This window comes from Streptomyces sp. CB02056 (assembly GCF_001905545.1).
Classification (GTDB): Bacteria; Actinomycetota; Actinomycetes; order Streptomycetales; family Streptomycetaceae; genus Kitasatospora.
Genome location: NZ_LIPD01000012.1, coordinates 239261 through 262855, shown reverse-complemented (window position 1 = coordinate 262855; position 23595 = coordinate 239261). Strand labels below are relative to the sequence as shown.

21 protein-coding genes and 1 pseudogene are annotated in these 23595 nt (G+C 75.2%); 11 read left to right on the top strand and 11 right to left on the bottom strand.

Annotated features, from left to right (window positions below):
- Window positions 1-321 precede the first annotated feature (321 nt).
- Entirely contained in the window at window positions 322-2703 is a 2382-nt protein-coding gene (locus AMK13_RS30435) for an ATP-binding protein (protein ID WP_074004939.1), read from the top strand.
- Between the two features lie 142 nt (window positions 2704-2845).
- On the opposite strand, the gene AMK13_RS30430 is transcribed toward AMK13_RS30435, so the two are convergent.
- Window positions 2846-4123: a serine hydrolase domain-containing protein gene (locus tag AMK13_RS30430; protein ID WP_074004938.1), complete on the bottom strand. Its 1278-nt coding sequence runs from the start codon at window positions 4121-4123 to the stop codon at window positions 2846-2848.
- A 370-nt stretch (window positions 4124-4493) separates the two neighbouring features.
- Between AMK13_RS30430 and AMK13_RS30425 the strand changes: the two genes are divergently transcribed.
- On the top strand, window positions 4494-5390 hold the full coding sequence (locus AMK13_RS30425; RefSeq protein WP_074004937.1) for an alkaline phosphatase family protein: 897 nt from the start codon (window positions 4494-4496) through the stop codon (window positions 5388-5390).
- 10 nt (window positions 5391-5400) lie between these two features.
- Here AMK13_RS30425 and AMK13_RS30420 read toward each other — a convergent pair whose 3' ends face one another.
- The gene (locus AMK13_RS30420) at window positions 5401-6720 is read right to left on the bottom strand and encodes an MFS transporter (RefSeq protein ID WP_074004936.1); all 1320 of its coding nucleotides are present in this window, start codon (window positions 6718-6720) and stop codon (window positions 5401-5403) included.
- An 85-nt stretch (window positions 6721-6805) separates the two neighbouring features.
- On the opposite strand from AMK13_RS30420, the gene AMK13_RS30415 reads away from it, so the two are divergent.
- Together AMK13_RS30415 and AMK13_RS44280 are read left to right on the top strand one after the other, a co-directional pair.
- Complete coding sequence (locus AMK13_RS30415) at window positions 6806-7369, top strand: MarR family winged helix-turn-helix transcriptional regulator (RefSeq protein ID WP_079272614.1); 564 nt, start codon at window positions 6806-6808, stop codon at window positions 7367-7369.
- A gap of 243 nt (window positions 7370-7612) precedes the next feature.
- Window positions 7613-7855 carry a hypothetical protein gene (locus AMK13_RS44280; protein ID WP_074004935.1) on the top strand — a complete coding sequence of 81 codons (243 nt, stop codon included), beginning with the start codon at window positions 7613-7615 and terminating at the stop codon, window positions 7853-7855.
- A gap of 279 nt (window positions 7856-8134) precedes the next feature.
- Here the strand turns inward: AMK13_RS44280 and AMK13_RS30405 are convergent, their stop codons facing one another.
- Window positions 8135-9202, bottom strand: coding sequence for a trypsin-like serine peptidase (locus AMK13_RS30405; protein ID WP_074004934.1), 1068 nt, complete (start codon window positions 9200-9202; stop codon window positions 8135-8137).
- Window positions 9203-9599: 397 nt separating this feature from the next.
- Complete coding sequence (locus tag AMK13_RS30400) at window positions 9600-10082, bottom strand: nuclear transport factor 2 family protein (protein WP_049657712.1); 483 nt, start codon at window positions 10080-10082, stop codon at window positions 9600-9602.
- Window positions 10083-10182: 100 nt separating this feature from the next.
- Between AMK13_RS30400 and AMK13_RS30395 the strand changes: the two genes are divergently transcribed.
- The gene (locus tag AMK13_RS30395; RefSeq protein ID WP_049657711.1) at window positions 10183-10746 is read left to right on the top strand and encodes a TetR/AcrR family transcriptional regulator; all 564 of its coding nucleotides are present in this window, start codon (window positions 10183-10185) and stop codon (window positions 10744-10746) included.
- A gap of 209 nt (window positions 10747-10955) precedes the next feature.
- The gene (locus tag AMK13_RS43755; protein ID WP_158077759.1) at window positions 10956-11099 is read left to right on the top strand and encodes a hypothetical protein; all 144 of its coding nucleotides are present in this window, start codon (window positions 10956-10958) and stop codon (window positions 11097-11099) included.
- A 236-nt stretch (window positions 11100-11335) separates the two neighbouring features.
- On the opposite strand, the gene AMK13_RS30385 is transcribed toward AMK13_RS43755, so the two are convergent.
- Window positions 11336-12607 (bottom strand): DUF5685 family protein, encoded by a 1272-nt coding sequence (locus AMK13_RS30385; protein WP_074004932.1) that lies wholly within the window; start codon window positions 12605-12607, stop codon window positions 11336-11338.
- Window positions 12608-12929: 322 nt separating this feature from the next.
- On the opposite strand from AMK13_RS30385, the gene AMK13_RS30380 reads away from it, so the two are divergent.
- From AMK13_RS30380 to AMK13_RS30370, 3 genes are read left to right on the top strand one after another with little or no spacing between them, the layout of a single operon-like run.
- Window positions 12930-13493 (top strand): helix-turn-helix domain-containing protein, encoded by a 564-nt coding sequence (locus AMK13_RS30380; RefSeq protein ID WP_049659259.1) that lies wholly within the window; start codon window positions 12930-12932, stop codon window positions 13491-13493.
- Entirely contained in the window at window positions 13490-15028 is a 1539-nt protein-coding gene (locus AMK13_RS30375) for an MFS transporter (RefSeq protein ID WP_241853093.1), read from the top strand. Before AMK13_RS30380 ends, AMK13_RS30375 begins: the two co-directional genes overlap by 4 nt.
- Before the next feature lie 28 nt (window positions 15029-15056).
- Window positions 15057-15749: an alpha/beta fold hydrolase gene (locus AMK13_RS30370; RefSeq protein ID WP_049659260.1), complete on the top strand. Its 693-nt coding sequence runs from the start codon at window positions 15057-15059 to the stop codon at window positions 15747-15749.
- Between the two features lie 59 nt (window positions 15750-15808).
- Here the strand turns inward: AMK13_RS30370 and AMK13_RS30365 are convergent, their stop codons facing one another.
- The gene (locus tag AMK13_RS30365; RefSeq protein WP_198959471.1) at window positions 15809-17242 is read right to left on the bottom strand and encodes a DUF2252 domain-containing protein; all 1434 of its coding nucleotides are present in this window, start codon (window positions 17240-17242) and stop codon (window positions 15809-15811) included.
- 213 nt (window positions 17243-17455) lie between these two features.
- Between AMK13_RS30365 and AMK13_RS30360 the strand changes: the two genes are divergently transcribed.
- The gene (locus tag AMK13_RS30360) at window positions 17456-17884 is read left to right on the top strand and encodes a ribosomal maturation YjgA family protein (protein WP_049652467.1); all 429 of its coding nucleotides are present in this window, start codon (window positions 17456-17458) and stop codon (window positions 17882-17884) included.
- A gap of 39 nt (window positions 17885-17923) precedes the next feature.
- On the opposite strand, the gene AMK13_RS30355 is transcribed toward AMK13_RS30360, so the two are convergent.
- The gene (locus AMK13_RS30355) at window positions 17924-18706 is read right to left on the bottom strand and encodes an SGNH/GDSL hydrolase family protein (RefSeq protein ID WP_074004931.1); all 783 of its coding nucleotides are present in this window, start codon (window positions 18704-18706) and stop codon (window positions 17924-17926) included.
- An 88-nt stretch (window positions 18707-18794) separates the two neighbouring features.
- On the bottom strand, window positions 18795-19520 hold the full coding sequence (locus AMK13_RS30350; RefSeq protein ID WP_074004930.1) for a hypothetical protein: 726 nt from the start codon (window positions 19518-19520) through the stop codon (window positions 18795-18797).
- A 334-nt stretch (window positions 19521-19854) separates the two neighbouring features.
- Between AMK13_RS30350 and ddaH the strand changes: the two genes are divergently transcribed.
- Entirely contained in the window at window positions 19855-20682 is an 828-nt protein-coding gene (gene ddaH / locus AMK13_RS30345; protein WP_049652461.1) for a dimethylargininase, read from the top strand.
- Between the two features lie 50 nt (window positions 20683-20732).
- Here ddaH and AMK13_RS30340 read toward each other — a convergent pair.
- The 3 genes and pseudogenes from AMK13_RS30340 to AMK13_RS30330 form a co-directional block, all read right to left on the bottom strand.
- A pseudogene (locus AMK13_RS30340) lies at window positions 20733-21413 on the bottom strand (LutC/YkgG family protein); the annotation flags it as partial.
- On the bottom strand, window positions 21410-22825 hold the full coding sequence (locus AMK13_RS30335; RefSeq protein WP_074004928.1) for a lactate utilization protein B: 1416 nt from the start codon (window positions 22823-22825) through the stop codon (window positions 21410-21412). The gene AMK13_RS30335 and the pseudogene AMK13_RS30340, both read right to left, overlap by 4 nt.
- On the bottom strand, window positions 22822-23583 hold the full coding sequence (locus tag AMK13_RS30330; protein WP_074004927.1) for a (Fe-S)-binding protein: 762 nt from the start codon (window positions 23581-23583) through the stop codon (window positions 22822-22824). Before AMK13_RS30330 ends, AMK13_RS30335 begins: the two co-directional genes overlap by 4 nt.
- Window positions 23584-23595 lie beyond the last annotated feature (12 nt).

Genomic DNA, 23595 nt, shown 5'->3' with positions numbered 1-23595 from the left:
GCGCAGGGGTCTGGGGCGGAGGTCCGGAGTGGCGGTCCGGCATGGACCGCGGCCGGCCGCCGGTGGCGGGAATCCGCTGTTCGACCAGCGGAACCACAGGCGGAACTACCGGCGTCCCACCCCTCGCGGAACCGCCCCCGCCCCGCCGCCCCGCCCGTACCCGTCCCTCCTGACCTGGGCGGATGCCCCGGGAGAGGGCGGAATAGGTGGAACCTGTCCGCCGGGGCATACTTCTGCCTGGAGCGCACCGCAGCGAACCGCCGGAGACGACTCCAGGCAGAAGTGCGGAACTGCGCAGGACCGAGCGAGTGGGGGCGGGGCATGGCGGCCGGGGGCGGCACGGACACGGACGCGAACGAGTTCAGCCGCCTGCTGGCCGGGCACCGGGTGGCGGCGGGCCTGACCCAGGAGGAGCTCGCCGCGGCCGCCGGGGTCAGCCTGCGCGCCCTCGGGGACATGGAACGCGGCCGCACCCGCGGACCGCAGCGGCGCACCGTACGGGCCCTGGCCGAGGCGCTCGGGCTGGACGGCGCGCAGGCGGACCTGCTGGACCGGGCCGCGCAGTCCGGACGCCCGCGCGGGGCGCGGCCGGCCCCGACGCCCGCCGGAGGCCGGGCCCGGCCCGGCCGGCCGGCCCCGCGCGAAGCCTCCGCCGACTCCACCGCCCGCGCAGCCGGCGCCCGCGACGACGCCCCGCCCGCGATCCCCGCCGAGCTCGGCCAGAGCGCCCTCGCGCTGCCCCGCGACATCGCCGACTTCACCGCCCGCGAGGACGCCCTCGCCCTGCTCGCCCGCCTCGCGGAGGACGAGCGCCCGGCCCACCCGCGCGTGGTGCTGGTCAGCGGTCAGCCCGGCCTCGGCAAGACCTCCTTCGCGCTGCACGCCGCCCACGCCCTGGCCGGGCGCTTCCCGGACGGCCAGCTCTCCCTCGACCTCGGCGGCATGTCCCCGCAGCCGCTGCCCGCCCGGGACGCGCTCGGGCAGGTGCTGCGCGCCCTGGGCGTCGCCGACGCCGCGGTGCCCGCCGGGACGGAGGAGCGGGCCGGCCTCTACCGGGCGCTGGTCCGTGAGCGGCGGCTCGTGCTGGTGCTGGACAACGCCGCCGACGAGAGCCAGGTGCGCCCGCTGCTGCCCGGCTCCGGCCCGGCCGTGACCATCGTGACCAGCCGCAACGTGCTGCCCGGCCTGGAGTCGGTGCACCGGCTGAGCCTGGACGTGCTGGCCCCGGCCGAGGCGGCCGGGCTGCTGGCCCGGATCGCCGGCCGCGAGCGGATCGAGGCCGCGCCCGACGCCACCGCCGAGCTGGCCAGGCTCTGCGGCTACCTGCCGCTCGCGCTGCGGATCGCCGGGCAGCGCCTGGTCGCCCGCCCGCAGCAGCCGGTCGCCCACCTGGTGCGCCAGCTCGCCGCCGAGGAGAACCGGCTGGACCTGCTGGAGACCGGCGACCTGGCCGTCCGCCCGGCCTTCGAGCTGTCCTACCGGCGGCTGCCCGCCGAGTCCCAACTCGTCCTCCGCCGCTGCGCGTTGACCGCCGGCCAGGACTTCACCGCGGAGATCGCCGCGGCCTACGCGGGCCGGTCGGCGGCCCGCACCGAACTGGTGCTGGAACAGCTCGTCGACGCCGGACTGATGCAGGCGGCCACCCCGGACCGCTACCGCCTGCACGACCTGGTGCGGCTCTACGCCGGCGAGCGGCTGGCCGCCGACGAGACGGGCCAGGAGCTGGCCGAGGCCCGCACCCGGGCCGGCCGCTGGATCCTCGGCCGGGCGGCCGAGTACGGCCTGCGGTTCGACCCCGACCACGCCACGGACGCGACCGGCACCGGCGGCACCGCCCCCGCGCACCTCACCGAGGCGGCCGCCTGGCTGGAGTACGAGCACCCGGAGTGGCTGGCCGCCCTGCAGCAGGCCCAGCGGGCCGGCCGCCACCGGGAGGTGGTGGACACCGCCGAGGCGATGCACTGGTTCTCCGACCGGCTGCTGAGCTGGGGCATCTGGGCCGAGGTGTTCCAGCTCTCGGCGGACGCCGCCCACGCGATCGGGGACGAGCGGGTCGAGGCGGTGCACGTCAACTACCTGGCCTGGACGTACGTCACCTGCCTGCACCGCTACCAGCGCGGCATCGAACTGGCCACCGAGGGGCTGGAGCTGGCCCGCGCGGTGGGCGACCGGGAGCAGCAGGGCTGGGCGCTGACCTACCTGGCCTCGGGCCTGCGCTACCTCCAGCGGCACCGCGAGGCGACCGACGCCTTCCACCGGGCGGCGGACGCCTTCGCCGAGGTGGCCAACCGCTCCGCGATGATCGGCCGGCTGGTCACCCTGCGGGGTGCCGCCAACTGCCTGCGGGAGTCCGGCCGGGCGGAGGAGGCGGTGGAGTCGCGCCGGCGGGCCCTGGCCGGGGCGCTGGAGCTGGTGGAGCGCTGGTCCTCGCCGCTGATCCACCTGCTGGCGGCCATGACCGCGCACGAACTGGGCCTGGACCGCGCGGCACTGAAGCGCTGGCCGGCCGCCGAGAAGGCCTACCGGCAGGCCCTGGTGCACTTCGAGGCGGTGGGCCGCCCGGACAGCATGACCAAGACGCTGACCGAGCTGGGCACCGCGCTGATCGAGCAGGGCCGCGCGGAGGAGGCCCGCGAACTGCTCACCGAGGCGCTCACCGACCTCAGCGCGGAGGGCCCCCGGGGGGCGGGCGCCCGGCACTGACCGGTTCCCTCCGGGGGCGGTGTCCGGCACTGACCGGGTGCCCTCCGGAGGCCGCGTCCCGTCACGCCGAGCGCCCGCCCCCGGCCGGACCGGAGCGAGCCGGAGGCGGGAGCGGGCGAGGGAGCGGGCCGTACGGCCGGTGTCAGATCCGGGTGTCCTCCACCACCGGCAGCGTGTCGACCGGGGCCGAGCCGACCGGGGCCGAGGCCGGCGCGAAGGCCGTCCGCGGGGCGACGGTGGGCTGCTTGCCGCAGAAGGCCGGCTCCAGGGTGTTCATCAGGCCCTGCGTCACCGCGCCGTTGTTGGAGGCGTTGGCGAAGACCACCACGCTGCGCCGCCCGTCCGGGGTCGTGAAGGACTGGGTGTTGAAGCCCTGCACGATGCCGCCGTGGCCGTACACGTCCCCGCAGGAGAGCGAGATGCGGCGCAGGCCCAGACCGTAGGCGATCTTCGCGGTGGGCGTGGGCAGGGCGGCGGTCATCTGCTGGAGCGAGGCGTCCGAGACGAGCCCGCCCTTGCCGCCGGCCATCAGCGCGGTGAGGAAGCGGTCGAGGTCCCCGGCGTCGGAGATGACGGCCCCGGCGGCCCACACCCAGGAGCCGGTCTGCGCGGTGGAGTCCAGCAGCGGCTTGGTGCGGTCGTCGTTGGTGAGGTAGCCGGTGACGTGGGTGCCGGTGATGCCCTGGTCGGGCACCACGAAGGAGGTCTTGTGCAGGCCGAGCGGCTGGATGATCCGCTCGTTCAGCACCTCCGGGAAGGTCTGGCCGGTGAGGTGCTCGACGGCCAGGCCCATCAGCACGTAGTCGGTGTTGGAGTAGGAGTAGCGGCTGCCGGGGGTCGACTGCAGGCCGTGCCTGACCGACATCGCGACCAGCGCGCGCGGGTCGTACACGGTGCTGCGGATGCGTGCCTCGAACGCGCTGGTGGTCTCCTCGCCAGCCTGCTCCAGCAGGTCGTTGGTGTGGTCGTAGACGCCGGCCCGGTGCTCCATCACCTGGCGGCCCGTCATGGTCCAGCTCTCCGGCAGGGTGTCCGCGGGCAGGTACTCGCGCAGCGGCCGGTCGAGGTCGATCCGGCCCTCCTGCGCCAGCTGCATCACGAGAACGGCGGCGAACATCTTGCTGTTGCTGCCGACCCGGAACCTCCACGAGGAGTTCATCGGGGTCCCGTCCAGGTCGGCCAGGCCGACGTTCACCGAGCGGGTCCGGTCGACGGCGCCGTGGTCGCTGATCACCGCGAAGGCGCCCGGGGCGCCGGCCGCGGTGGTGGCCTGGAGGGCGGTGCGCACACCGGTGAGGTCGGGGGCGGTCGGGTCGGTGGTGTCCTGGCCGGCGGCCGCGGCGGGCAGGGCACCGGTCGCCACCAGGACGGCGCCGGCGGCGGCCACCGCGAGCGGACGCAGAAGGCTGGTCTTCGCCATGTTCCTCGGTTCTCTCGTGAGCTGACGCGGCGTCGGACCACGCCGTTCGAAGATCACTATCACCGGACGGGGCGGTTGCTGGCAATGTGAACCGGTTCGCCCGCATTTCGCGTTGTCAGTGGCGGTTTCGGCGCGTCGGGGCGGTGGCACCGTTCGTTTCCCGCTCCGGGGCCAAGGTTTCACCTGCCGTCGTCTGCCCGCGTCACCCCGGGGGCCCCATGCTGTTCGGGCGCTTCCGCGCACTCCGGTGCGCCCGCCGCGCCGGCCTTCCCCTCACCGACCACGGAGCTTCCCCACGCCCCGGCCGGGCCGGCGGGGCCGGGGCGGCGTCCTGCTGCCCGCCGGGCCGTCTCCTAGCCGAGGAATTGTCATGACTTCGTCCACAAAGCCCCTGAACCCCCGCTCCCGCCGCACCGCGACCGCGATCGGCTCCGCCGTCGCCCTGCTCGCCGCCTCCGCCGGCCTCTGGGCGGCCACCGCCCCCACCGCCCAGGCGGCCGCGCTGCCCACGCCCGACCACATCGTCGTCGTGGTGATGGAGAACCACGCCTACACCCAGGTCATCGGCAGCAGCAGCGCCCCGTACCTCAACAACACCCTGAAGGCGGGCGGCGCCAACCTCACCCAGTCCTTCGGCATCACCCACCCGAGCGAGCCGAACTACTATGCGCTGTTCTCCGGCTCCACCCAGGGCACCGTCGACGACAGCTGTGTGACGGTCGGCGGCTTCCAGGCGGCCAACCTGGCCTCCGAGGTCATCGCCGCCGGCAAGACCTGGGGCAGCTACAACGAGTCCCTGCCCAGCCAGGGCAGCACCGTCTGCAGCAGCGGCAGCTACGCCCAGAAGCACAACCCGTGGTTCGGCTTCGGCAACGTCCCGGTCAGCTCGGCGAAGACCTTCGCCCAGTTCCCGACCGACTACAGCACCCTGCCGAACGTCTCCTTCGTGGTGCCGAACCTCTGCAGCGACATGCACGACTGCTCGGTCGGCACCGGCGACACCTGGATCAAGAACAACCTGGGCGCCTACGCCACCTGGGCGCAGACCCACAACAGCCTGCTGGTCGTCACCTTCGACGAGGACAACAAGCTGTCCGGCAACCGCATCCCGACCCTGGTCTACGGCGCCCACGTGACGCCCGGCAGCAGCAGCGCCACCACCTACAACCACTACAACGTGCTGCGCACCCTGGAGGACCTGGCCGGCACCACCGGCCACGCGGGCAACGCGGCCTCCGCCGCCGACATCACCGGCATCTGGAACTGACCGGCGGCGATCAGCCCTTGACCCCGGTTCGGGTTCGCGCCCGCGCCTGATCCCGAGCCCGGGCCGGTGGCCGTTCGGTCGGCGGCCCGGGCTCGGACGCGGTCGGCCGCCGGGCGCCGTACCGCCGCACGCCGGGCACCGCCGCCGTGCCCGCGCAGACCGCCGTCACCAGCCCCGCCGCCGCCAGCAGCGGCACCCGGTCGCCCCAGGCCCCGGCGGCCAGCGGGGCCAGGACGTAGCCGAGCGGGGCGGCGGCCAGCGAGAGCAGCCAGTCGTACGAGGTGACCCGGGCCAGCGTCCCCGGCGGGAAGTCCTGCTGGACCACCGTCTCCCAGAGCGGGTTGAGGAAGCCCAGCCCGGCCATCGCCACCGCCTGCGCGGCCACCGCGACCGGCGCCGGGGCGGGGAGGGCGAGCGCGAGCAGCGGCAGCCCGTACAGCGCGAGGGCGAGGTTGCCGGCCAGCACCGGACGGCGGGGCCGCAGCCGGGCGGCGGCCAGCGAGCCGACCAGCAGGCCCACCGCGCCAGCCTGGGTCAGCGCCACCCAGGCGCCGTCCCCGCCGAGCCGGGTGGCGGCGATCAGCGGGCCGAGGGTGAGCAGCACGGCGCTCGCGCCGTTCCACACCCCGTGGGCGATCAGGCTGGTCCAGTACCAGTCCCGGGAGCGCACCTCGCTCCAGCCCTCGGCGAGGTCCCGGCGCAGCGAGTGCGGGGCGTCGGGCACGGTGTCGTCGGGTGCGGGGTCGCCGGTCGCGCGGTCGACGCGGAGCCGGGCGAGCAGGGCGGCGCTCAGGACGAAGGAGGCGCCGTCCAGGACGAACGCCCAGCCCGGTCCGGCGGTGTACACCAGCAGTCCGGCGAGTGCCGGGCCGCCGAGCCGGGCGGCGCCGGTCGCGGTGCCGAGCAGGGCGTTGGCCCGCAGCCGCAGCTCGCCGCGGACGGTGGCCGCGACCAGCGGCGAGGCGGTGGGCATGGCGAAGGCGGAGGCGATGCCGCCGACGGCCGAGGCGGCCGCGACGTGCGACAGCCGGGGGTGTCCGTCGAGCAGTTCCAGGCCGACGAGCAGCTGGGCGAGGGCCCGGACGAGGTCGGTGCCGAGGGCGACCAGGCGGGGATCGAAGCGGTCCCCGACCACTCCGCCGACCGGCAGGAGGAGCAGCTTCGGCACCATCGCGCAGCCCAGGACCAGGGCGAGTGCGGCGGCCGAGCCGGTGGCGCGGGTGATGGCGATGGCGAGCGCGGCCGGGACGACGGCGTCGCCGAGCGTGGAGACCGTCCGGCCGATGAAGAGCAGGCGGAAGCCGCTCAGGCTCAAGGGGTGTGCTGTCACGCGCCGCACTGTATTTCGGTGTCGAAATTTCGGCAACGAATATTTCGACGCCGTCGTTTCTGTGGCGGTTTGTAGACTCCTTCCCATGGCCGAGCACCCTTCCGAACAGCACACTCCGCCCCGCGGCCGGACGGGGCCCCACGACCGGACGGAGCCCCGCGACTGGACGGACGGTCACGTCGACCGCTGGCAACCGGTGCTGCCCGACCTCGACCCGGTCATCGAGGCCTCCGTCACCCGGATGTGGCGGCTCACCCGCCACCTCGGCCGGGTCCGCGAACAGGGCGTCGCCGACTACGGCCTGCACAAGCACGAGTTCGACACCCTGCACGTGCTCGCCGGCCGCGGCGGCCACGCCGCCCCCTCCGACCTGCGGGCCGACCTCAACCTCGCCCCGGCCTCGGTCACCGGCCGGCTGGAGACCCTGGAGCGGCGCGGCTTCGTCCTGCGCACGCCGTCCACGGAGGACCGCCGGAAGGTCGACATCGTCCTGACCGAGGCCGGGCGCGCCGCCTGGCGCAAGGCCCTGGACGTGGTGGGCCGGGAGGAGCAGCGGCTGCTGGGGGTGCTGTCCGAGGAGGAGCGGCGCACATTGGCGGACCTGCTGCGGAAGGTGATGCTCGCTCAGGAGACGACGCCGGAAGGCTAGACGGCCGCCACCGCTCCCGTACCGGGGTCGACCCGTGGCGCCCGCCCCTGGTATCGACAGGGGCGGGCGATTCGAACGAGTGCCGGTGCCGGACGGTGTGGGGGCGCGGCCCCGGGACGGGCGGGGCAACCCGTACCGGCGATCACGCCCTGGCAGGACGGCCTGCCGCAGTTCGCGCTGACCGACTACGGGCGCAGCGCCGAGTGCGCGCTGGAGCGCACGTGCTCGGTGTGCGGGCGGTTCATGGAGCGCGGACCGGTCTGGCGGGTGGTCGGCGCCGCCGAGAGCGCGGCGATCGCCGGGGCGCTCGCGGCCGGGCAGCCGTACCGCAACCTCGCGCCCACCATGGAGGGCCCCGGCCACCGGGCCTGCATGCTGTACGCCGCCATGGTCTGCCCGTACCTGGCCCGCTCCAACGCCCGGCGGCGGGCGGGCGGGCGGGCGCGGCGGGTTCGGCGGGCTCGGGGGATCCGGCCGACGAGCTGACCTCGGCCGCCGTCCGGAGTGCGGTGCGCGGCGGCACGGGCGCGGTGGTCGGGTTCGGCGACTACGAGTACGCCGTCACCGGGACCCGGGTGCTGTTCCACTTCCTCGACGTGGTCGAGTTCCTGCCGCACGAGTCGGCCGACGAGCACCTGGCCGAGCTGCGCGCCGAGTTGGCGAAGCCCTCGTGGCGCTGGTGGCCCTCCCCGCTTTCGTGGCCCTCGCGGCCCGGTGGCCCGGTCGGCGGGAGGTGCCGGCCGGGCCGGGACGTGGGCCGGAGGGTCAGAGCGCCCGGTTCTGCGCCCAGTCGTAGAGCCGGTGGGCGCTGTCCCCGAGGCGGGTGGCGTACAGCGTGTTGACCGGGCCGCCCGCGAGCTCCTCGGAGGTGGTGGTGACGCCAACGAGGGTGCCGGTCCCGGTGGCCGGGTCGAACCGGGCGAAGTGGGGGCCGCCGCTGGCCCCGTGCGACATGTCGCAGGACTCGCCCCACAGGACCGGGGCCTGGGGGCCGGGGCGGGCCGGTCCGGCGCAGTGGATCATGCGCGAGCCGGAGTACGTGGCGGCGGGGTTGTTCAGCCGGTCCTTGGGATAGCCGAAGGTGTGGACGAACTCGCCCTCGGCGGGCGGGGTGAAGGCGATCCGCTGGGCACCGGTGACGTCGGCGATCCGCCGCCCCCCGGTCGAGGGGTTCGCCACCAGGACCCCGGTGTCGTAGCCGGCCACGGCGACGTCGTTCGAGGTCGTCCCGCCACGATCGGCGTCCCAGCGGGAGGAGGTGGCCATGGTCCTGATGCTGAAGCCGCCGAGCGGCTTGGTCCCGTTGCGGTAGCCGGGCACGAAGTAGAGGTTGTGGTTCCAGGTGTCGGCGGTCGCGGGGGCCCCGACGCCCCGCAGGCAGTGCGCCGCCGTGAGGAGGGTGCTGCGGTTGGCGCTGTTGACGACGGTCGCGGTGCAACTGCCGTCGTAGCCGTCGGAGAAGGTGAAGAAGAGCCGGCCGACGCTCCGGTCCACCGCTCCGCCGTGGGTCCACACGGCCCCGGGGTCCGGGGTGTCCGCGGGCAGCGGCCGCGGGTCGTCCGGCGTGTTGTCGTCCTCGGGCAGGGGCGTGATCTCGGGGACCAGGGCGCCCGCCAGCTTCATCCGGTCGGGCGTCCAGTAGGCGTCGATCCGGCCGCGCTCCTGCGCGGTCGCGGCGCCGGCGTGCGTCGTGACGGTCTCCCGCTCCGCGGCGAGGGCCGTGTTCGGCAGCAGCACCGCCGCCGTGGTCGCACTCAGCAGGAGGGCGCCCACGGCGGCGAGCCTGCGGGGCATGGCGCGGTCGGTGGTCGGTGTTCCGGGTGTCTTCGGCATGCACGGCACCGTAGGCACGGGATGTCAGGCTCCCGTGTGGATCGGGTCTCGGCCGGCCGTCGAAACGATCAGGTTCCGGTAACGGCGTCCCGGTCCTGTACCGGTGGCCGCCGCGCCGCCTGAGCCGGAATCAGGGCCGGTAGGAGGGAAGGTCCTTGACGGTGGACGCCTGGGTCGGCGCGGCCGAGCCGTCGGCGGGCAGGGTGCTGATGCCGTCCGGGGTGCGGACCGCGATGGTCCTGCCGTCGGGGGACCAGGCCAGGTCGCGGATGACGGTGCCGAAGTCGACTTCGACCTCGACGAGGAGCTTCGCAGGGCGGGGTCAGCAGCGGATGCGGGCCGTGTCACAGCCGTGGAACAGGACGGGCCCGCGCCGTGGCCCGCGCGGGGTGCCGGTTCAGAGGCCGAGGTCGGTGAGGCCCGGGTGGTCGTCGGGGCGGCGGCCGAGCGGCCAGTGGAACAGCCGCTCCGCGGCGGTGATCGGCAGGTCGTTGATCGAGGCGTGCCGCTCGGCCATCAGGCCGTTCCGGTCGAACTCCCAGTTCTCGTTGCCGTAGGAGCGGTACCAGTGGCCGTCGCCGTCGTGCCATTCGTAGGCGAAGCGGACCGCGATGCGGTCCCCGCCGTACGCCCAGAGCTCCTTGATCAGGCGGTAGTCCAGCTCGCGCTGCCACTTGCGGGTGAGGAAGTCGGCGATCCGGTCGCGGCCGGTGAGGAACTCGGAGCGGTTGCGCCAGCGGCTGTCCGGTGTGTAGGCGAGGGCGACCCGTCGGGGGTCGCGGGTGTTCCAGGCGTCCTCGGCGGCCCGGACCTTCCGGTGGGCGGTCTCCTCGGTGAACGGGGGCAGGGGCGGGCGCTGCTCGGTGCCGGTCTCGGGCATGGATGCTCCTCGGAATGGGCGTTCCGTCGGTGAGAACGATCGTTCTCGCTGTTGTGGCTACAGTAGGAGAACCATCGTTCTCACGCAAAGGGCACGGCAGATGGAGCAGGAAGACCCACGGACCCGGATCCTCGACGCGGCCGAGGAGCTGTTCTACGGGCAGGGCGTCCAGTCGGTCGGCATGGACGCCGTCCGGGCCGCCTCCGGCGTGACCATGCGCCGCCTGTACCAGCACTTCCCGTCCAAGGGCGAGCTCGTCGAGGCCTACCTGCTGCGCCGCGACGGCCGCTGGCGGGCGAACCTCGCCGTGTACGTCTCGCGCACCGGAGGCTCCCCGAGGGAGCAGCTGCTCGCGGTCTTCGACTGGCTCGGCCGGTGGTTCGCCGAACCCGGCTTCCGGGGCTGCGCCTTCGTCAACTCGCTCGGCGAACTCGGTGCCGTCAGCCCCGCGGTGGTGGCCGCCGCCCGGCACCACAAGGAGGAGTTCGGCGGCTACCTCGCGGGCCTGGTCGAGGCCGCCGGAGCCCCGCCCGCCACCGCCGTCCACCTGACCCTGCTGGCCGAGGGGGCGATCACCAGCGCGGCCGTCCACGGGGATCCGACGGCCGCCGCCGACGCCAGGGAGGCCGCCCGGCTGCTGCTGGACGCGGCGCCGGCCCGGTAGCGGGAGGACCCGGCGCGGACGCCGACCGTCCGGCCCGCGGCCGTCACCAGGGCTGTGGTGCAGGTGGGTTGTGGCACCGGATGGCACCGGGTGGTGCTGGTGGGGCGTCGTCGGATACGAGCGTTCCGGGCCGAACCGCACCGGGCGCGTGCTTTTCGCTCGAACGCGCGTTTATCGCCCATTGATCGACACCGCCTAGCCTCGGGTGCATGGACGAGAGAACGGCCGAGCGGCCGGGGGCGTTGCCCGAGGGGCGGATGACGGAGCAGGACACCGAGCGGTTCCGGCAGCTGCTGGCGCGGCTGGAGGACTCGCTGGCGGTGGACCGGAAGACGGCGCGGCGCGATGCCTGAGTGCGCCGAGCCGGGCCCGGTGGCGGTGCTGCCGGTGGCGGTCCCGCCGGTCGAGGTCCTGCCGCTCTGGCGGCGGGGCGAGGCCGGGCAGGACCGGAACGCGGACCGGCCCGGGGTGCTGCGGGGGCACCCCGGGCCGGTGGCGGCCGGTCGGTCCGGTCGGTCCGCTCAGGACGGTCAGGCCGGCCGGTCCGGTCAGGACGGGAGGGCCGGCGCGGAGCCGGCGGGCTGACCGGTCAGCTGCAGCCGCAGTCGCAGCAGCAGCCGTCGCAGCAGTCGCACCCGTCGCAGCAGTCCCCGTCACAGCAGTTGCAGCAGTCGCCGCAGCCGGGGTCGCCGCAGTCGCAGCAGTCGTGGCGCTGGCAGAAGCCCTCGCGGCGCTCGCGGCTGAACGGGTCCTCGTGGTCGCAGCAGAGCAGCTGGCAGGTGCAGGCCATCAGGGCCCACATCGCGCACCCGGCGAGCAGGTTGCGGGGGTTCGGCGGCTTCTGGCCGGGCGGGGTGAAGCCCGGGCCCTGCGGCACCCACGGCGGGATCGGCGTCTGGCCCGGGGGCGTCTGCTGTGGCGGCGCCTGGTGCGGGTGCTCGCCCGTGGTGGTGCCCGCAGTGGCGCCCGCGGTGTCCGGGCGGCGGCAGCTCGCCGTGTGCCGGGCGCGCCCGAAGACCCGCTCCACCGCGCGGTCGGTCTCGTGTCCGAGCAGGACGTGCACGAGGGTGCGGTCGGTCAGGTCGACCTCGCGCAGCGCGAGCCGGATGCCGTGGACGGCGTCACGGCAGAGCCGTTCGGCCTCGGCGCGGTCGGTGCCGGTGGCGGTCAGCGGGTTCCAGGCGCCCGAGGCCGCGTCGGCGGCCTGGTCCTCGGCGGCGTCGAGGAGATGGGCGAGCCGGCCGAACAGCCGCCCGGCCTCGGCGAGCGGGGCGGCGTTGCCGGGGCGCCCGGCGATCACGGCGGTGTGCGCGAAGGCGGCCGAGGTGGCGGTCTCGGTGGGCTCGGTGACCAGCAGGACGGAGCCGCCGGGGCGCAGCGAGCGCTCCAACTCGCCCTGCCGGGAGGCGGCGTCGAGCAGTACGGCGGTGTCGAAGCCGACGGCCGAGGCGCTGCCCGCGCTCTGCCGGTCCCAGCGCCGGGTGACGGCACGGGCTCCGGCGGCGACCGGGCGGCGGGCGAAGACGCCGTCGCGGTCCTCGACGTGGTCGCGGATCTTGACCGAGGCGAGCGCCAGCGAGACGGCGGCGGCGAGCCGGGCGCCCTCGCCCTTGGCGACGGAGGCGGTGCGCATGCCGCGCAGCGGGCACGGTCCGGCGGTGCGGCGCCAGGAGGAGTCCTCCCGGGCGGCCTGGGCCTCGACCAGGACGGAGATGATCAGACCGTCGTAGTTGGTCGCCGTCCGGGCGAGCTGTCCGTGGTCGTCCCGCAGCGCGAGGCAGAGCCCGCACAGGTGGGCCATCCAGGAGGTCTGCAGGCGCTCGGACAATCGATGCCTACACGGTCTGATGATGCCGAACACGCTGGTCCCCCTCGCCTTACGGGCCGCCGACCGGCCACGATTCGCCGCACATCATATGATCAGCGCCCCTCCTGGAAGCCGAGGTCCCGTCAAGCCGCCGCCCGACGGCCGGGCGCGCACCCCGCCCGGCGTCCGCGTGCACCTCGCCCTGCCCGGTGTCCGCGCGCACGCCACGCCCCGCCCCGGCGTCCGCGCGCACCTCGCCCCGGCTCGGGGCGCCGCGTGCGCCGGGGCGGGGCTGCCGCCCGAAGGCTTCCGACGACCCGGGGCCCCGGGGCCGACCCCGGTGAGTGGATCTCATATCCGGGATAGCATCGCGAATATGGGAATCGACGCGGCCGCCGACGAGCGGCTGGCACAACGACTCGCCGAGCTGAGGCTGGAACGCGGGTGGACCTTGGAGGAGTTGGCACGGCTGGCGGACGTCAGCCGGTCGACGCTGTCCCGGGTGGAGCGGGCGGAGGTCAGTCCGACGGCCGCGCTGCTCGGGCGGCTCTGCGCCGTGTACGGGCGGACCATGTCCCGGCTGCTCGCCGAGGTGGAGTCCGGTCCGGCCCGGCTGGTGCGGGCCGGGGAGCAGCAGGTGTGGCGGGACGGGACGACGGGGTTCGTCCGCCGGTCGGTCTCGCCGCCGCACGGCTCGCTGCGCGCGGAGATCATCGAGGGCCGGCTGCCGGCCGGCGCGGACATCGCCTACGACCGCGCCTGCACGCCCGGCCGGGAGCACCACCTCTGGCTGCTGGAGGGGAACCTGGAGCTGACCGTGGACGGTGAGCCGCAGCCGCTCGGCCCCGGCGACTGCCTGCGCTACGTCGGCAGCACCAGCCGCTTCCGCAGCCTCGGCCCGGGCGAGGCCCGGTACGCGCTGGTGGTGGTCGAGCCGTGAGCGCCGCCACCGGGCCGATAGCGAAGGAGCCCGAGGAGAGCCCCGGGAACGGCGGGGCGCCCCAGGAACCCGGGAAGCCCGGGGGACCCAAGGAGCGCTTCGACGCCGCCGGGCGCCGGGTGCTGCTGGTCTGCGTCGCGGGCGGCTTCACCACGCTGCTCGACCAGTCCGTCCTCAACACCTCCATCCCCGCCCTGCGCGAGACCCTGCACGCCGGGCCCGCCGACCTCCAGTGGATCGTGGCCGGCTACTCGCTCGCCTTCGGCCTCGCGCTGATCCCCGGCGGGCGGCTGGGCGACGTCAAGGGCCGCAAGTGGTTCTTCGTCACCGGCCTCGCCCTGTTCACCCTGGTCAGCCTGGTCTCCGCGACCGCCACCGAGCCCGGGGTGCTGATCGCCGCCCGGCTGCTCCAGGGCGTGGGCGCCGGCCTGGTCAACTCCCAGATGATCGGCACCCTCCAGGACGTCTTCGACGGGCAGCTGCGGGCCCGCGCCCTTGGCATGTACGCCGTCACCGGCGGCCTCGCCTTCACCCTCGGCCCGCCGATCGGCGGCGCGGTGCTGGCCCTGGCCGGCCCCGAGCACGGCTGGCGGCTGACCTTCCTGCTCAACGTCCCCTTCGGCCTGGCCACCGTCGCCCTGGCGGCCCGCCACCTGCCGAAGCCCCGCCCCAGCGCCCGGAACGCCGACCTCGACGTCCTCGGCCTGCTGCTGGTCGGGGCGCTCACCCTGGCCCTGATGCTGCCCTTCGTCCGGCCGCCCGGCTGGACCGGCTGGCTCGCCTTCGCGGCCGCCGCCCTGCTGCTGCTCGGCGCGCTCGCCTGGTGGCAGCGGCGCTACGCCCGGTCCGGCGGCCACCCGCTGATCCACCCGGCCCTCACCCGCTCCGCGCCGTACGCGCTCGGAACGGCCACCGCGATGGCCCAGTTCGGCTCCTCGCTCGCCGCCTCGCTGGTCCTGACCATGTTCCTCCAGGACGGCCTCGGCCTCTCCCCGATGGGCGCCGCGCTGGTCGCGCTGCCCTCCGCCGTGGCCATGGGCGTGGCCTCCGCGCTCGCCTGGCGGGTCGTCCAGCGCTACGGCCGACGCACCGTCACCGTCGGAATGGTCGGCTCCGCGCTCGCCATGCTGCTCAGCGGACTGCTCGCGCACTGGGCGCCCGCCGCCGTGCTGCCCTGGCTGCTGGCCCTGCTGCAACTGCTCGGCGGCGCCTCGGTGGGCCTGATGGGGTCCACCAACCAGGCCTATGTGCTGCGCCACGCGCCCGCCGAGGCGGCCGGGGTGAGCGGGGCGATCCTGCAGATGGCCCAGCGGATCGCGGCGGCCGTCGCGGTCTCGGCCCTGTCCGGGGTCTACCTGCGGGAGACCGTCGGCGGCGGCGGGCACCGCTCCGCCTACCTGACGGCGAGCGTGGTGTGCGCCGCGGTGGCCGGACTCGCCGTCCTGGCCTCGGTGTTCGCTGGCCGCGCCACGGCCCGCGAGCAGCACGACGGCGGACCGGTCGCGATGAGCCGAGGGCGAACACCGGTCCGCTAGGCGGTGGTCGGCGCGTACCGTGGCGGGCATGACCGACGTACGGACCCGGACCGTGGACCTGCCCGAGGTGACGCTCGCCTACCGCGAGAGCGGACGGCCCGGCGGCCCGCCGCTGGTGCTGCTGCACGCCCTCGGCGAGCGGGCCGCCGACTGGGACACCGTCCTGCCGGAGCTCGCCCCCGGCCACCACGTGTACGCGCTCGACCTGCGCGGCCACGGCGACAGCGCCCGCACCGCCGCCTACGCGCTGGAGGCGATGCGGGACGACGTGCTGGCCTTCCTCGACGCCCTCGGGCTCGCCCGCGTCGACCTGGTCGGCCACTCGATGGGCGGCGCCGTCGCCTACCTGCTCGCCCAGGCCGCGCCGGAGCGGATCGACCGGCTGGTCCTGGAGGAGATCCCCGCGCTGTACCCGCGCCCGGCGAGCGCGCCGGCCGAGGACCCGGACCCGGACGTGCACTTCGACTGGGCGGCGGTCCGGGCGGTCAAGGCCCAGCTCGACGACCCCGACCCGGCCTGGCGGGAGGGGCTGGCCGGGATCACCGCCCGCACCCTGGCCGTCGCCGGCGGCCCGGCCAGCCACGTCCCGCAGGAGCGGATCGCCGAACTCGCCCGGCTGATCCCGGACTGCCGCCTGGTCACCGTCGAGGCCGGGCACCTGGTGCACGGTGCCCGGCCCGCCGGGTTCGTCGCCGCGGTGGCGCCGTTCCTGGCCCGCTGAGCCGCCGGGCCGCTGCCGTCGAGTGAGGCGGACACCGGGTGGGGCGGGCGGCGGATCGGTCAGACGCCGTGCTCGACGGGCAGCCGCCCGTTGCGCACCGCCGTCAGCAGGTCGGCGTGGTCGGCCTCGGTGCGGTCGGCGTAGGCCACCGCGAAGGCGGCGACGGCCTCGTCCAGTGCCTCGCTCTTGCCGCAGTACCCGGCCAGCAGGCCGGGGTCGGCGGTGTGCGAGTGTGCCCGGGCCAGCAGGGCGCCGGTGATCCGGGCGTAGTCGTCCAGCTGGCCAGGCAGCAGCGCCGCCGGGTCGACACTGCCCTTGCGGTTGCGGAACTGCCGCACCTGGTACGGGAGTCCGTCGACCGTGGTCCAGCCCAGCAGGGTGTCGCTGACCACCTGCATGTGCTTCTGGCCGAGCACCACCCGGCGGCCCTCGTGCCCGTCCGCCGCGGGCCGCGGCCCGGCCGGCAGGTACGGCAGCAGCGCCGACGGGCGGGCCTCCTTCACCTGCAGCACCAGCGGCTGGTCCCGGTGGTCGGTGAGCAGTACCACGTACGAGCGGGTGCCCACGCTGCCGGTGCCCACCACCCGGAACGCCACGTCCTGCACCCGGTAGCGGGACAGCAGGGTGCGGACCTCGGCCGGAACCGTCTCGACGTACGGGCCGAGCGCGTGCGCGACGGCGCGGGCGGTCGCGTCGGTCACCTCGGTGAGCACCGGGGGAGCGGCCGTGAACCGCCAACCGCCGTCCGCGGTACGGGCGGTGCTGCGGGCGGCGAACCGGGCGCTGGTGTTGCCGAGCGCCTTCGCGCCGACCTTGCGCAGCACCTCGGCGAGGTCGTGCGCCTCGGCGAAGGAGACCAGCTGCTCGTCCGCGATGGCGTTCCAGGCGTCCAGCCCGGGCAGCTTGGCGAGCGTGCGCACCGTCCGGCGGTAGGAGCCCGCCACGTGCTGGGCGGCCTCGCGCGCGGTGGTCTCGCTCGCCCCGGCCTCCCGGGCGGCCAGCACCAGGCTGGCGGCGAGCCGCTTGAGGTCCCACTCCCAGGGGCCGGGGACGGTCTCGTCGAAGTCGTTGATGTCCAGCACGATCTGGCCGCGCGCGTCGCCGTACAGGCCGAAGTTCGCGGCGTGCGCGTCCCCGCAGAGCTGCGCGCCCACCCCGGTCACCGGGGTGCCCGCGAGGTCGGCGGCCATCAGCCCGGCCGAGCCGCGCAGGAACGCGAACGGGCCGGCGGCCATCCGGCCGACCCGGATCGGCACCAGCCGGGCTATTCGGCCGGCGTTGGAGGCCTCCAGCGCGGTCACGGCCGTCGGCCGGTCGGGTGCGGGCGCGAACTCCGCGTGCCGCTCCCGGGGCACCCGGGTCCGCAGCTCCTTGCCGCGCTCCCGCGCCCGGCCGTCCTGCGCCGGGGCGAACCCGGCCACCGCGAACCCGCGCCGGGTCCGCTCGTCCCGCCCCGCCGCCGACCCCGACCCGGCCGCCTCGGCCCCACCCACGTGCGCCACTGTCCCCGCCCGTCCCTTCCGGTCCTCGCCCCGCCCGCGACCTGCGCGGACGTTTCATCGGGGGGAGTGACGTACGGGGTGGCGCGGTGGTTCCGGGAGGGGAGGGTCCGCTTGCGGGTCGCGGGGGTGGTGCGGGGGCGGCGGGGCGTGCGTGGGGCGCGGGGCCGGGGCGGAGCCCGTGGGGCGCGGGGTAGCGTGGGGCGGGTGAACGATCTCGGGGGGAGCGGTTCCCGGGCGCTTCGGCGCACGCGCCTGGCGGCCGCGTCGGCGGCGGTGCTGACCGTGGCGGCCGGGCTGGGTGTGCGGGCCGTGTTCGGCGGGGACTTCGCCAAGTGCGCCGGGGACGCGCTCTACACCGTCCTCCTGTACGCCCTGCTCGTGCTGGCCGCGCCGAGGCTGCGCCCCGGCCGGGCCGCCGCCGTGGCCGCCGCGCTCAGCTGGGCCGTGGAGCTGTTCCAGCTGACCGGACTGCCGGACGCCTGGGGGCGGCACAGCACCCTGGCCCGGCTGGTGTTGGGCTCGACCTTCAACCCGCCGGACCTGCTCTGGTACCTGGTCGGCGCGGGCTGCGCCGGGGTGCTCCACCGGGTGCTGCGGACCTCCCGGGTCGCGGCACCCGGCGGAGCCGTCTGAACGCGGCTGCCCGGGCCGGGCGAGCGGCCTGACGGACCGTCAGAGCGGGAGCAGGTCCGGCCGCTTGGGCTCGACGTGGTCGCCCGAGGACTCGCCGCGCAGGCGCCGGCCGACCCAGGGCAGCAGGTACTCGCGGGCCCACTGGATGTTCTCCCGCCGCTGGTCGGCGGGGGTGAGCGCCTGGGCGTCCGGCCACGGGGCCTCCGGGTCCTGTGCGGTGCGCAGGCCCAGCGAGCGGGCGGCCAGCAGGGCGACCCGCTGGTGCCCCTCGGGGGACAGGTGCAGGCGGTCCTCGCTCCACGCGCGGCGGTCCTGCACCGCGCGCAGCGACCAAAGGTCGGCCACCTTGCAGCCGTTGCGGTCGGCGACGGCGCGCATGTGCCCGTTGTAGGTGGCGATCTTGCCGCGCAGGTGCTTCAGCAGCGGCACGTCCTTGGTGTCGAAGCCGGTGCAGATCAGCACCGTCCCGGCGCTTTCGGTGAGTTGGACGACGGCGGCCTCGAAGCGCTCGGCCACCTCGTCCGGGTCGGCGCCCGGTCGGAGGATGTCGTTGCCGCCCGCGCAGAAGGTGACCAGGTCGGGCTGGAGGCGCTGGACCTGCGGCACCTGCTCGGCGGTGATCTGGTCCAGCAGCCGGCCGCGCACCGCGAGGTTGGCGTAGCGGAAGGCGCCCGGCGGGCGCCCGTCGGCGAGGATCCCGGCGAGGCGGTCGGCCCAGCCGGCGAACCTGCCGTCGACGCCGGGGTCGTTCAGACCCTCGGTGAAGCTGTCGCCGATGGCGGCATACGAATCGAGGTCAAGGGTCTCCTGGAGATTCGGCATGAAAGAGATAGTTCACCCAATCAAGTGACCTACGCCACCGTAGGTGACTCCGGCGGCACGTGAGATGGACCACGTGCCCCCGTGGGCCCTACGAACCCGGGGGCAGCTCCCATACGGTCACGTCCAGCGTGGTCCGGCCGTCGTTTCCCACGCTGCGCGCCGTGAAGTACCCGACTCGCATCTTCGCCGTCCCGAAACACGCCATGGAACCGGGCCGCACGGTGACGGTCTGCTGCCCGAGGACGGTGTTGAGCTTGTGCCGGCAGTCCTCCCGGCTGGGTGGGTTCGGCCCGGGCCAGGGGATGACCGCCTGGCCCGTGACCTGGTTCTGTTCGCACCCGCCGACGCATTGGAGCCTGAGGTCTCCGGTGGGCGAGGTCCCCGGCGGCACCGAGTCGAGCCCGTATCCCCAGATCATCCGCCCGCTGGTCATGCCGGTGTCGAGGGTGAGCTGTCCCTGCCACTGGACCGGCACGGACACCGGTCCGGACGCGGGTGCCGGGCTCGGGGCCGGGGTCGGCTCCGGAGGCAGCACGGGCTCCGGAGGCGAGGGAGCCGGTGGGGAACCCGGCGACGCGGAGGAGACGGGGGGCGACGGCGATCGGCCGTCCCGGGCCAGGTCCGCGCCCGAGAGCTGCCCCCGGACGAGCAGCAGGCCCGACCCGAGGCCCACCAGTGCCCCGAGGAGCAGCAGGCCGATCCAGAGGGCCCGCCGATCGGGTGGCGGCGGCTGGGGAGGATGGATGTTGGCCACGCCGGCCTGGACCACGTTGCCGTGGATGGTGCTCTCGCCGATCCGGCTCGTGGCGTTCACGTCTCGGTCGTCGTTCCCCAACGCCTGCCCCCGACTGCCGGTCCGCCGTCCACTCGGATGCTGTCTACCCCCGGGGCGTCCGGGCGGAACTCCGGCCGGACTCCGGACGACCCGAGGCGCCGGGCCCGCCGGTGGCGCGGTCCGCCGGCCGACGCCGGAGGGTCGGTGCGCCGGTGCCTGCGCCGGGTGCGCGGGGGCGTGCGACCGCTGGGAGCGCCCACCCGGGTGTGCGAACGGTTCCGTCGGGGCAGCCGCCTTGGGAACGAAGGTGTTCGGCCCCGTGAACCCCGAACTCCGTGCGACGAACTCCCCGCGATCCAAGGATGGTTGAGCCATGCTCACGCAGACCCCGGAGCGCCACGCCCGGCCTCGGCGCTACCTGATGTGCCGGCCGACGCACTTCACCGTGGACTACGCGATCAACCCGTGGATGGACCCCGCCCAGCCCACCGACACCGCGCTCGCCCTGCGCCAGTGGGAGCGGCTCTACTGGACGTACCGCCGGCTCGGCCACACCGTCGAGCTGATCGACCCGGTGCCCGGCCTGCCCGACATGGTGTACGCCGCCAACGGCGCCACCGTCCTGGACGGCCGCGCCCTGGTCGCCACCTTCCGCTACCCGGAGCGGGCCGCCGAGTCGGAGGCCTACCTGGCCTGGTTCCGCGAGCGCGGCTACCGCGAGGTGCGCCGGGCCGGGCACGTCAACGAGGGCGAGGGCGACCACCTGGTGGTGGGCCGCCGGGTGCTCGCCGGGACGGGCTTCCGCACCTCGCGCGCCGCGCACGCCGAGGCCGGGGAGCTGTTCGGCGTCCCGGTGGTCAGCCTGACCCTGGTCGACCCGCGCTTCTACCACCTGGACACCGCGCTGGCGGTGCTCGCCGACGACCACGTCATGTACTACCCGGAGGCCTTCGACGCCGACAGCCGTTCGGTGCTGCGCGCGCTCTACCCGGACGCGATCCTCGCCGACCGGGCCGACGCCGAGGTGTTCGGGCTCAACGCGGTCTCGGACGGCCGCCGGGTGCTGCTGCCGGAGGCCGCCAAGAACCTGGCCGGCCGGCTGACCGAGCACGGCTACCAGCCCGTCCCGGTGGACGTCTCGGAGCTGCTGAAGGGCGGCGGCGGGGCGAAGTGCTGCACCCTGGAGCTCAGGCCGGAGTGACGGTGTCGCCCCCCGGCGCCGCCCCGGATGCCGTCCGGCTCCGGCGCCGCGGTGACCAGCAGCACCTCCAGGGTGCGCGGCCCGTGCACCCCCTCCACCCGGTCCAGCTCGATGTCGCTGGTGGCGGACGGCCCCGAGATCCAGGTCTGCGGCCGCACCGGATCCAGCCGGGGCAGCGCGAGCGGCACCGAGGCGACGACCTGCTCCGGGGCCCGCACCACGCAGACGTGGTGGTCGGGGACGAGCGAGAGCAGCCGTCGCCCCTGGCCCGGTCCGGCGTCCAGCACGATCGTCCCGGTCTCGGCGACGGCCAGCGCGCAGCCGGTCACCACGCTGTCCACGGCGTCCAGCCGGGCGGCGGTCAGCGTCCCGTCGTCCGGGAGGAGTTCGACCCCCTCGGCCTCGGCCGCGGTGAGCCAGCCGGTCGGCAGCCCGGCCGGCACCACGACCGTACGGCTGCCCCGCTCCACCAGCAACCCGGCGATCCGGCGCGGCAGTTCGTCCTCGTGGCAGCGGTGCACCAGGGCCCGGTAGTCGGCCAGGTTGCGGTGCAGCAGGTCGAGCACCGCCGCCGGGTCGTCCGTCGGAACGTGCGCCGTCAGGTAGTCGCGGGGCAGCGGCTGTTCGGCCACCCCGGCGGCGTCGCCGAGGGCAGCCCGGATCCGGCCGAGCACCAACTCCCGGGAGTTCGACGGACGTTCGGGCCGGTCGGGCCGGTCGGATGCGGTCATGTGCGGTTCCTCCGCCACCAGTCGCGGAACGGTTCGGCCGGCACCTCCGGCAGGTCCCGGGTGTCGGTCCAGGCCCGCCCCGGCCCGGGTAGCCGGCGTGGGTGCAGCGACCGGGTGCGCCCGGCCAGCCGCTCGGCGGCGGCGAGCGCCGCCGGGTGGTCCAGCACGAACCCGGCGGCGGCCATCGCGGCCCGCTCCAGCGGGTGCCCGCCCTGCTCGGCGACCCGCTCGCGCAGGTGCACCAGCACCTCGGGGATGTCGATCGCGACCGGGCAGACCTCGTAGCAGGCCCCGCAGAGCGAGGAGGCGTACGGCAGCGAGGCGTCCACCGGGCTCGCGGTGCCGCGCAGTTGGGGCGTCAGGATGGCGCCGATCGGCCCCGGGTAGACCGAGCCGTAGGCGTGCCCGCCGGCCCGCTCGTACACCGGGCAGACGTTGAGGCAGGCCGAGCAGCGGATGCAGCGCAGCGCCTGGCGGCCGACCTGGTCGGCCAGCGCGGTGGTGCGGCCGTTGTCCAGCAGCACCAGGTGGAACTCGGACGGGCCGTCGCCCTCCGTCGTCCCGGTCCAGAGCGAGGTGTACGGGTTCATCCGCTCGGCGGTGGAGGAGCGGGGGAGCAGCTGGAGGAAGACCTCCAGGTCCCGCCAGGTCGGCACGACCTTCTCGATCCCGACCACCGAGATCAGCGTGCGCGGCAGGGTGAGGCACATCCGGCCGTTGCCCTCGGACTCGACCACCACCAGGGTGCCGGTCTCGGCGACCATGAAGTTGGCGCCGGAGACGGCGACTTCGGCGCGCAGGAACTTCTCCCGCAGGTGCAGCCGGGCGGCCTCGGCGAGTTCGGCGGGCGAGTCGGTGAGGCCCCTGGGCGCCGGGCGGCCCCAGGAGGCCATCCGGTCCGCGAAGACCTGCCGGATCTCCGCCCGGTTGCGGTGGATCGCCGGCACCAGGATGTGCGAGGGCCGGTCGTCGCTCAACTGCACGATCAGCTCGGCGAGATCGGTCTCGTAGGCGGTGATCCCCTCGGCCGCCAGCGCCTCGTTGAGCTCGATCTCCTGGGTGGCCATCGACTTGACCTTGACGACCTCGGTCCGCCCGGTGGCCTTGACCAGTCCGGCGACGATCCGGTTGGCCTCCTCGGCGTCGGCGGCCCAGTGCACGGTGCCGCCGGCCGCCGTGACGGACTCCTCCAACTGCACCAGGTAGCGGTCGAGGTGGCGCAGCGTGTGGTCCTTGATCGCCTTCCCGGCGGCGCGCAGCCGGTCCCAGTCGGCGAGTTCGGCGACCGCCCGGGCCCGCTTGTCGCGGATGGTGCGGGTGGCGTGCCGCAGGTTGGCGCGCAGCCGCTCGTCCCGTACGGCCTTGGCGGCGGCCTGCGGGAAGGCGGGCATGCCGAGGAACGTACCGCTCACACGGGCCTCCAGGGGTGCTCCTCGGTACTGGCCAGGATCTCCGCCAGGTGCAGCGGCCGCAGCGGCGCGCCCTGACGGCGCAGGGTGCCGCCGAGGTGCAGCAGGCAGGAGTTGTCGGCGCCGCAGAGCACGCGGGCGCCGGTGCCGAGCGCGTTGGCGATCTTGTCCTCGGCCATGGCCGCCGAGACCGCCGAGTTCTTGACCGCGAAGGTGCCGCCGAAGCCGCAGCACTCCTCGGCCCCGGGCAGCTCGACCAGCTCCAGGCCCTCGACGGCGTCCAGCAGCCGGCGCGGGCGCCCGCCGAGGCCGAGCAGGCGCAGGCCGTGGCAGGAGGGGTGGTAGGTGACGGTGTGCGGGAAGTACGCGCCGACGTCCTCGACGCCGAGCACGTCGGTCAGGAACTCGGTCAGCTCGACCACCCGGGGCACCAGGTCGGTGGCCAGGTCGGCGAGTTCGGTGCCCCGGCCCTCGGTCGCCGCCCTGGCGCCGATCCGGGGGTAGTTGTCCCGGACCATCGCCACGCAGGAGCCCGAGGGCGTCACCACGTGGTCGTACCCGGCGAACGCCTTCGCGGTCCGCCGGACCAGCGGCTCGCAGCCCCTGCGGTAGCCGGTGTTGTACTGCGGCTGCCCGCAGCAGGTCTGCCCGGCGGGGAAGTCCACCGTCACGCCGAGCCGTTCCAGCAGCCGGACGGTGGCCACCGCCGTGGCGGGGAACAGCGCGTCGTTGACGCAGGTGGCGAACAGCGCGACCCGCATCCGGGCTCCCTT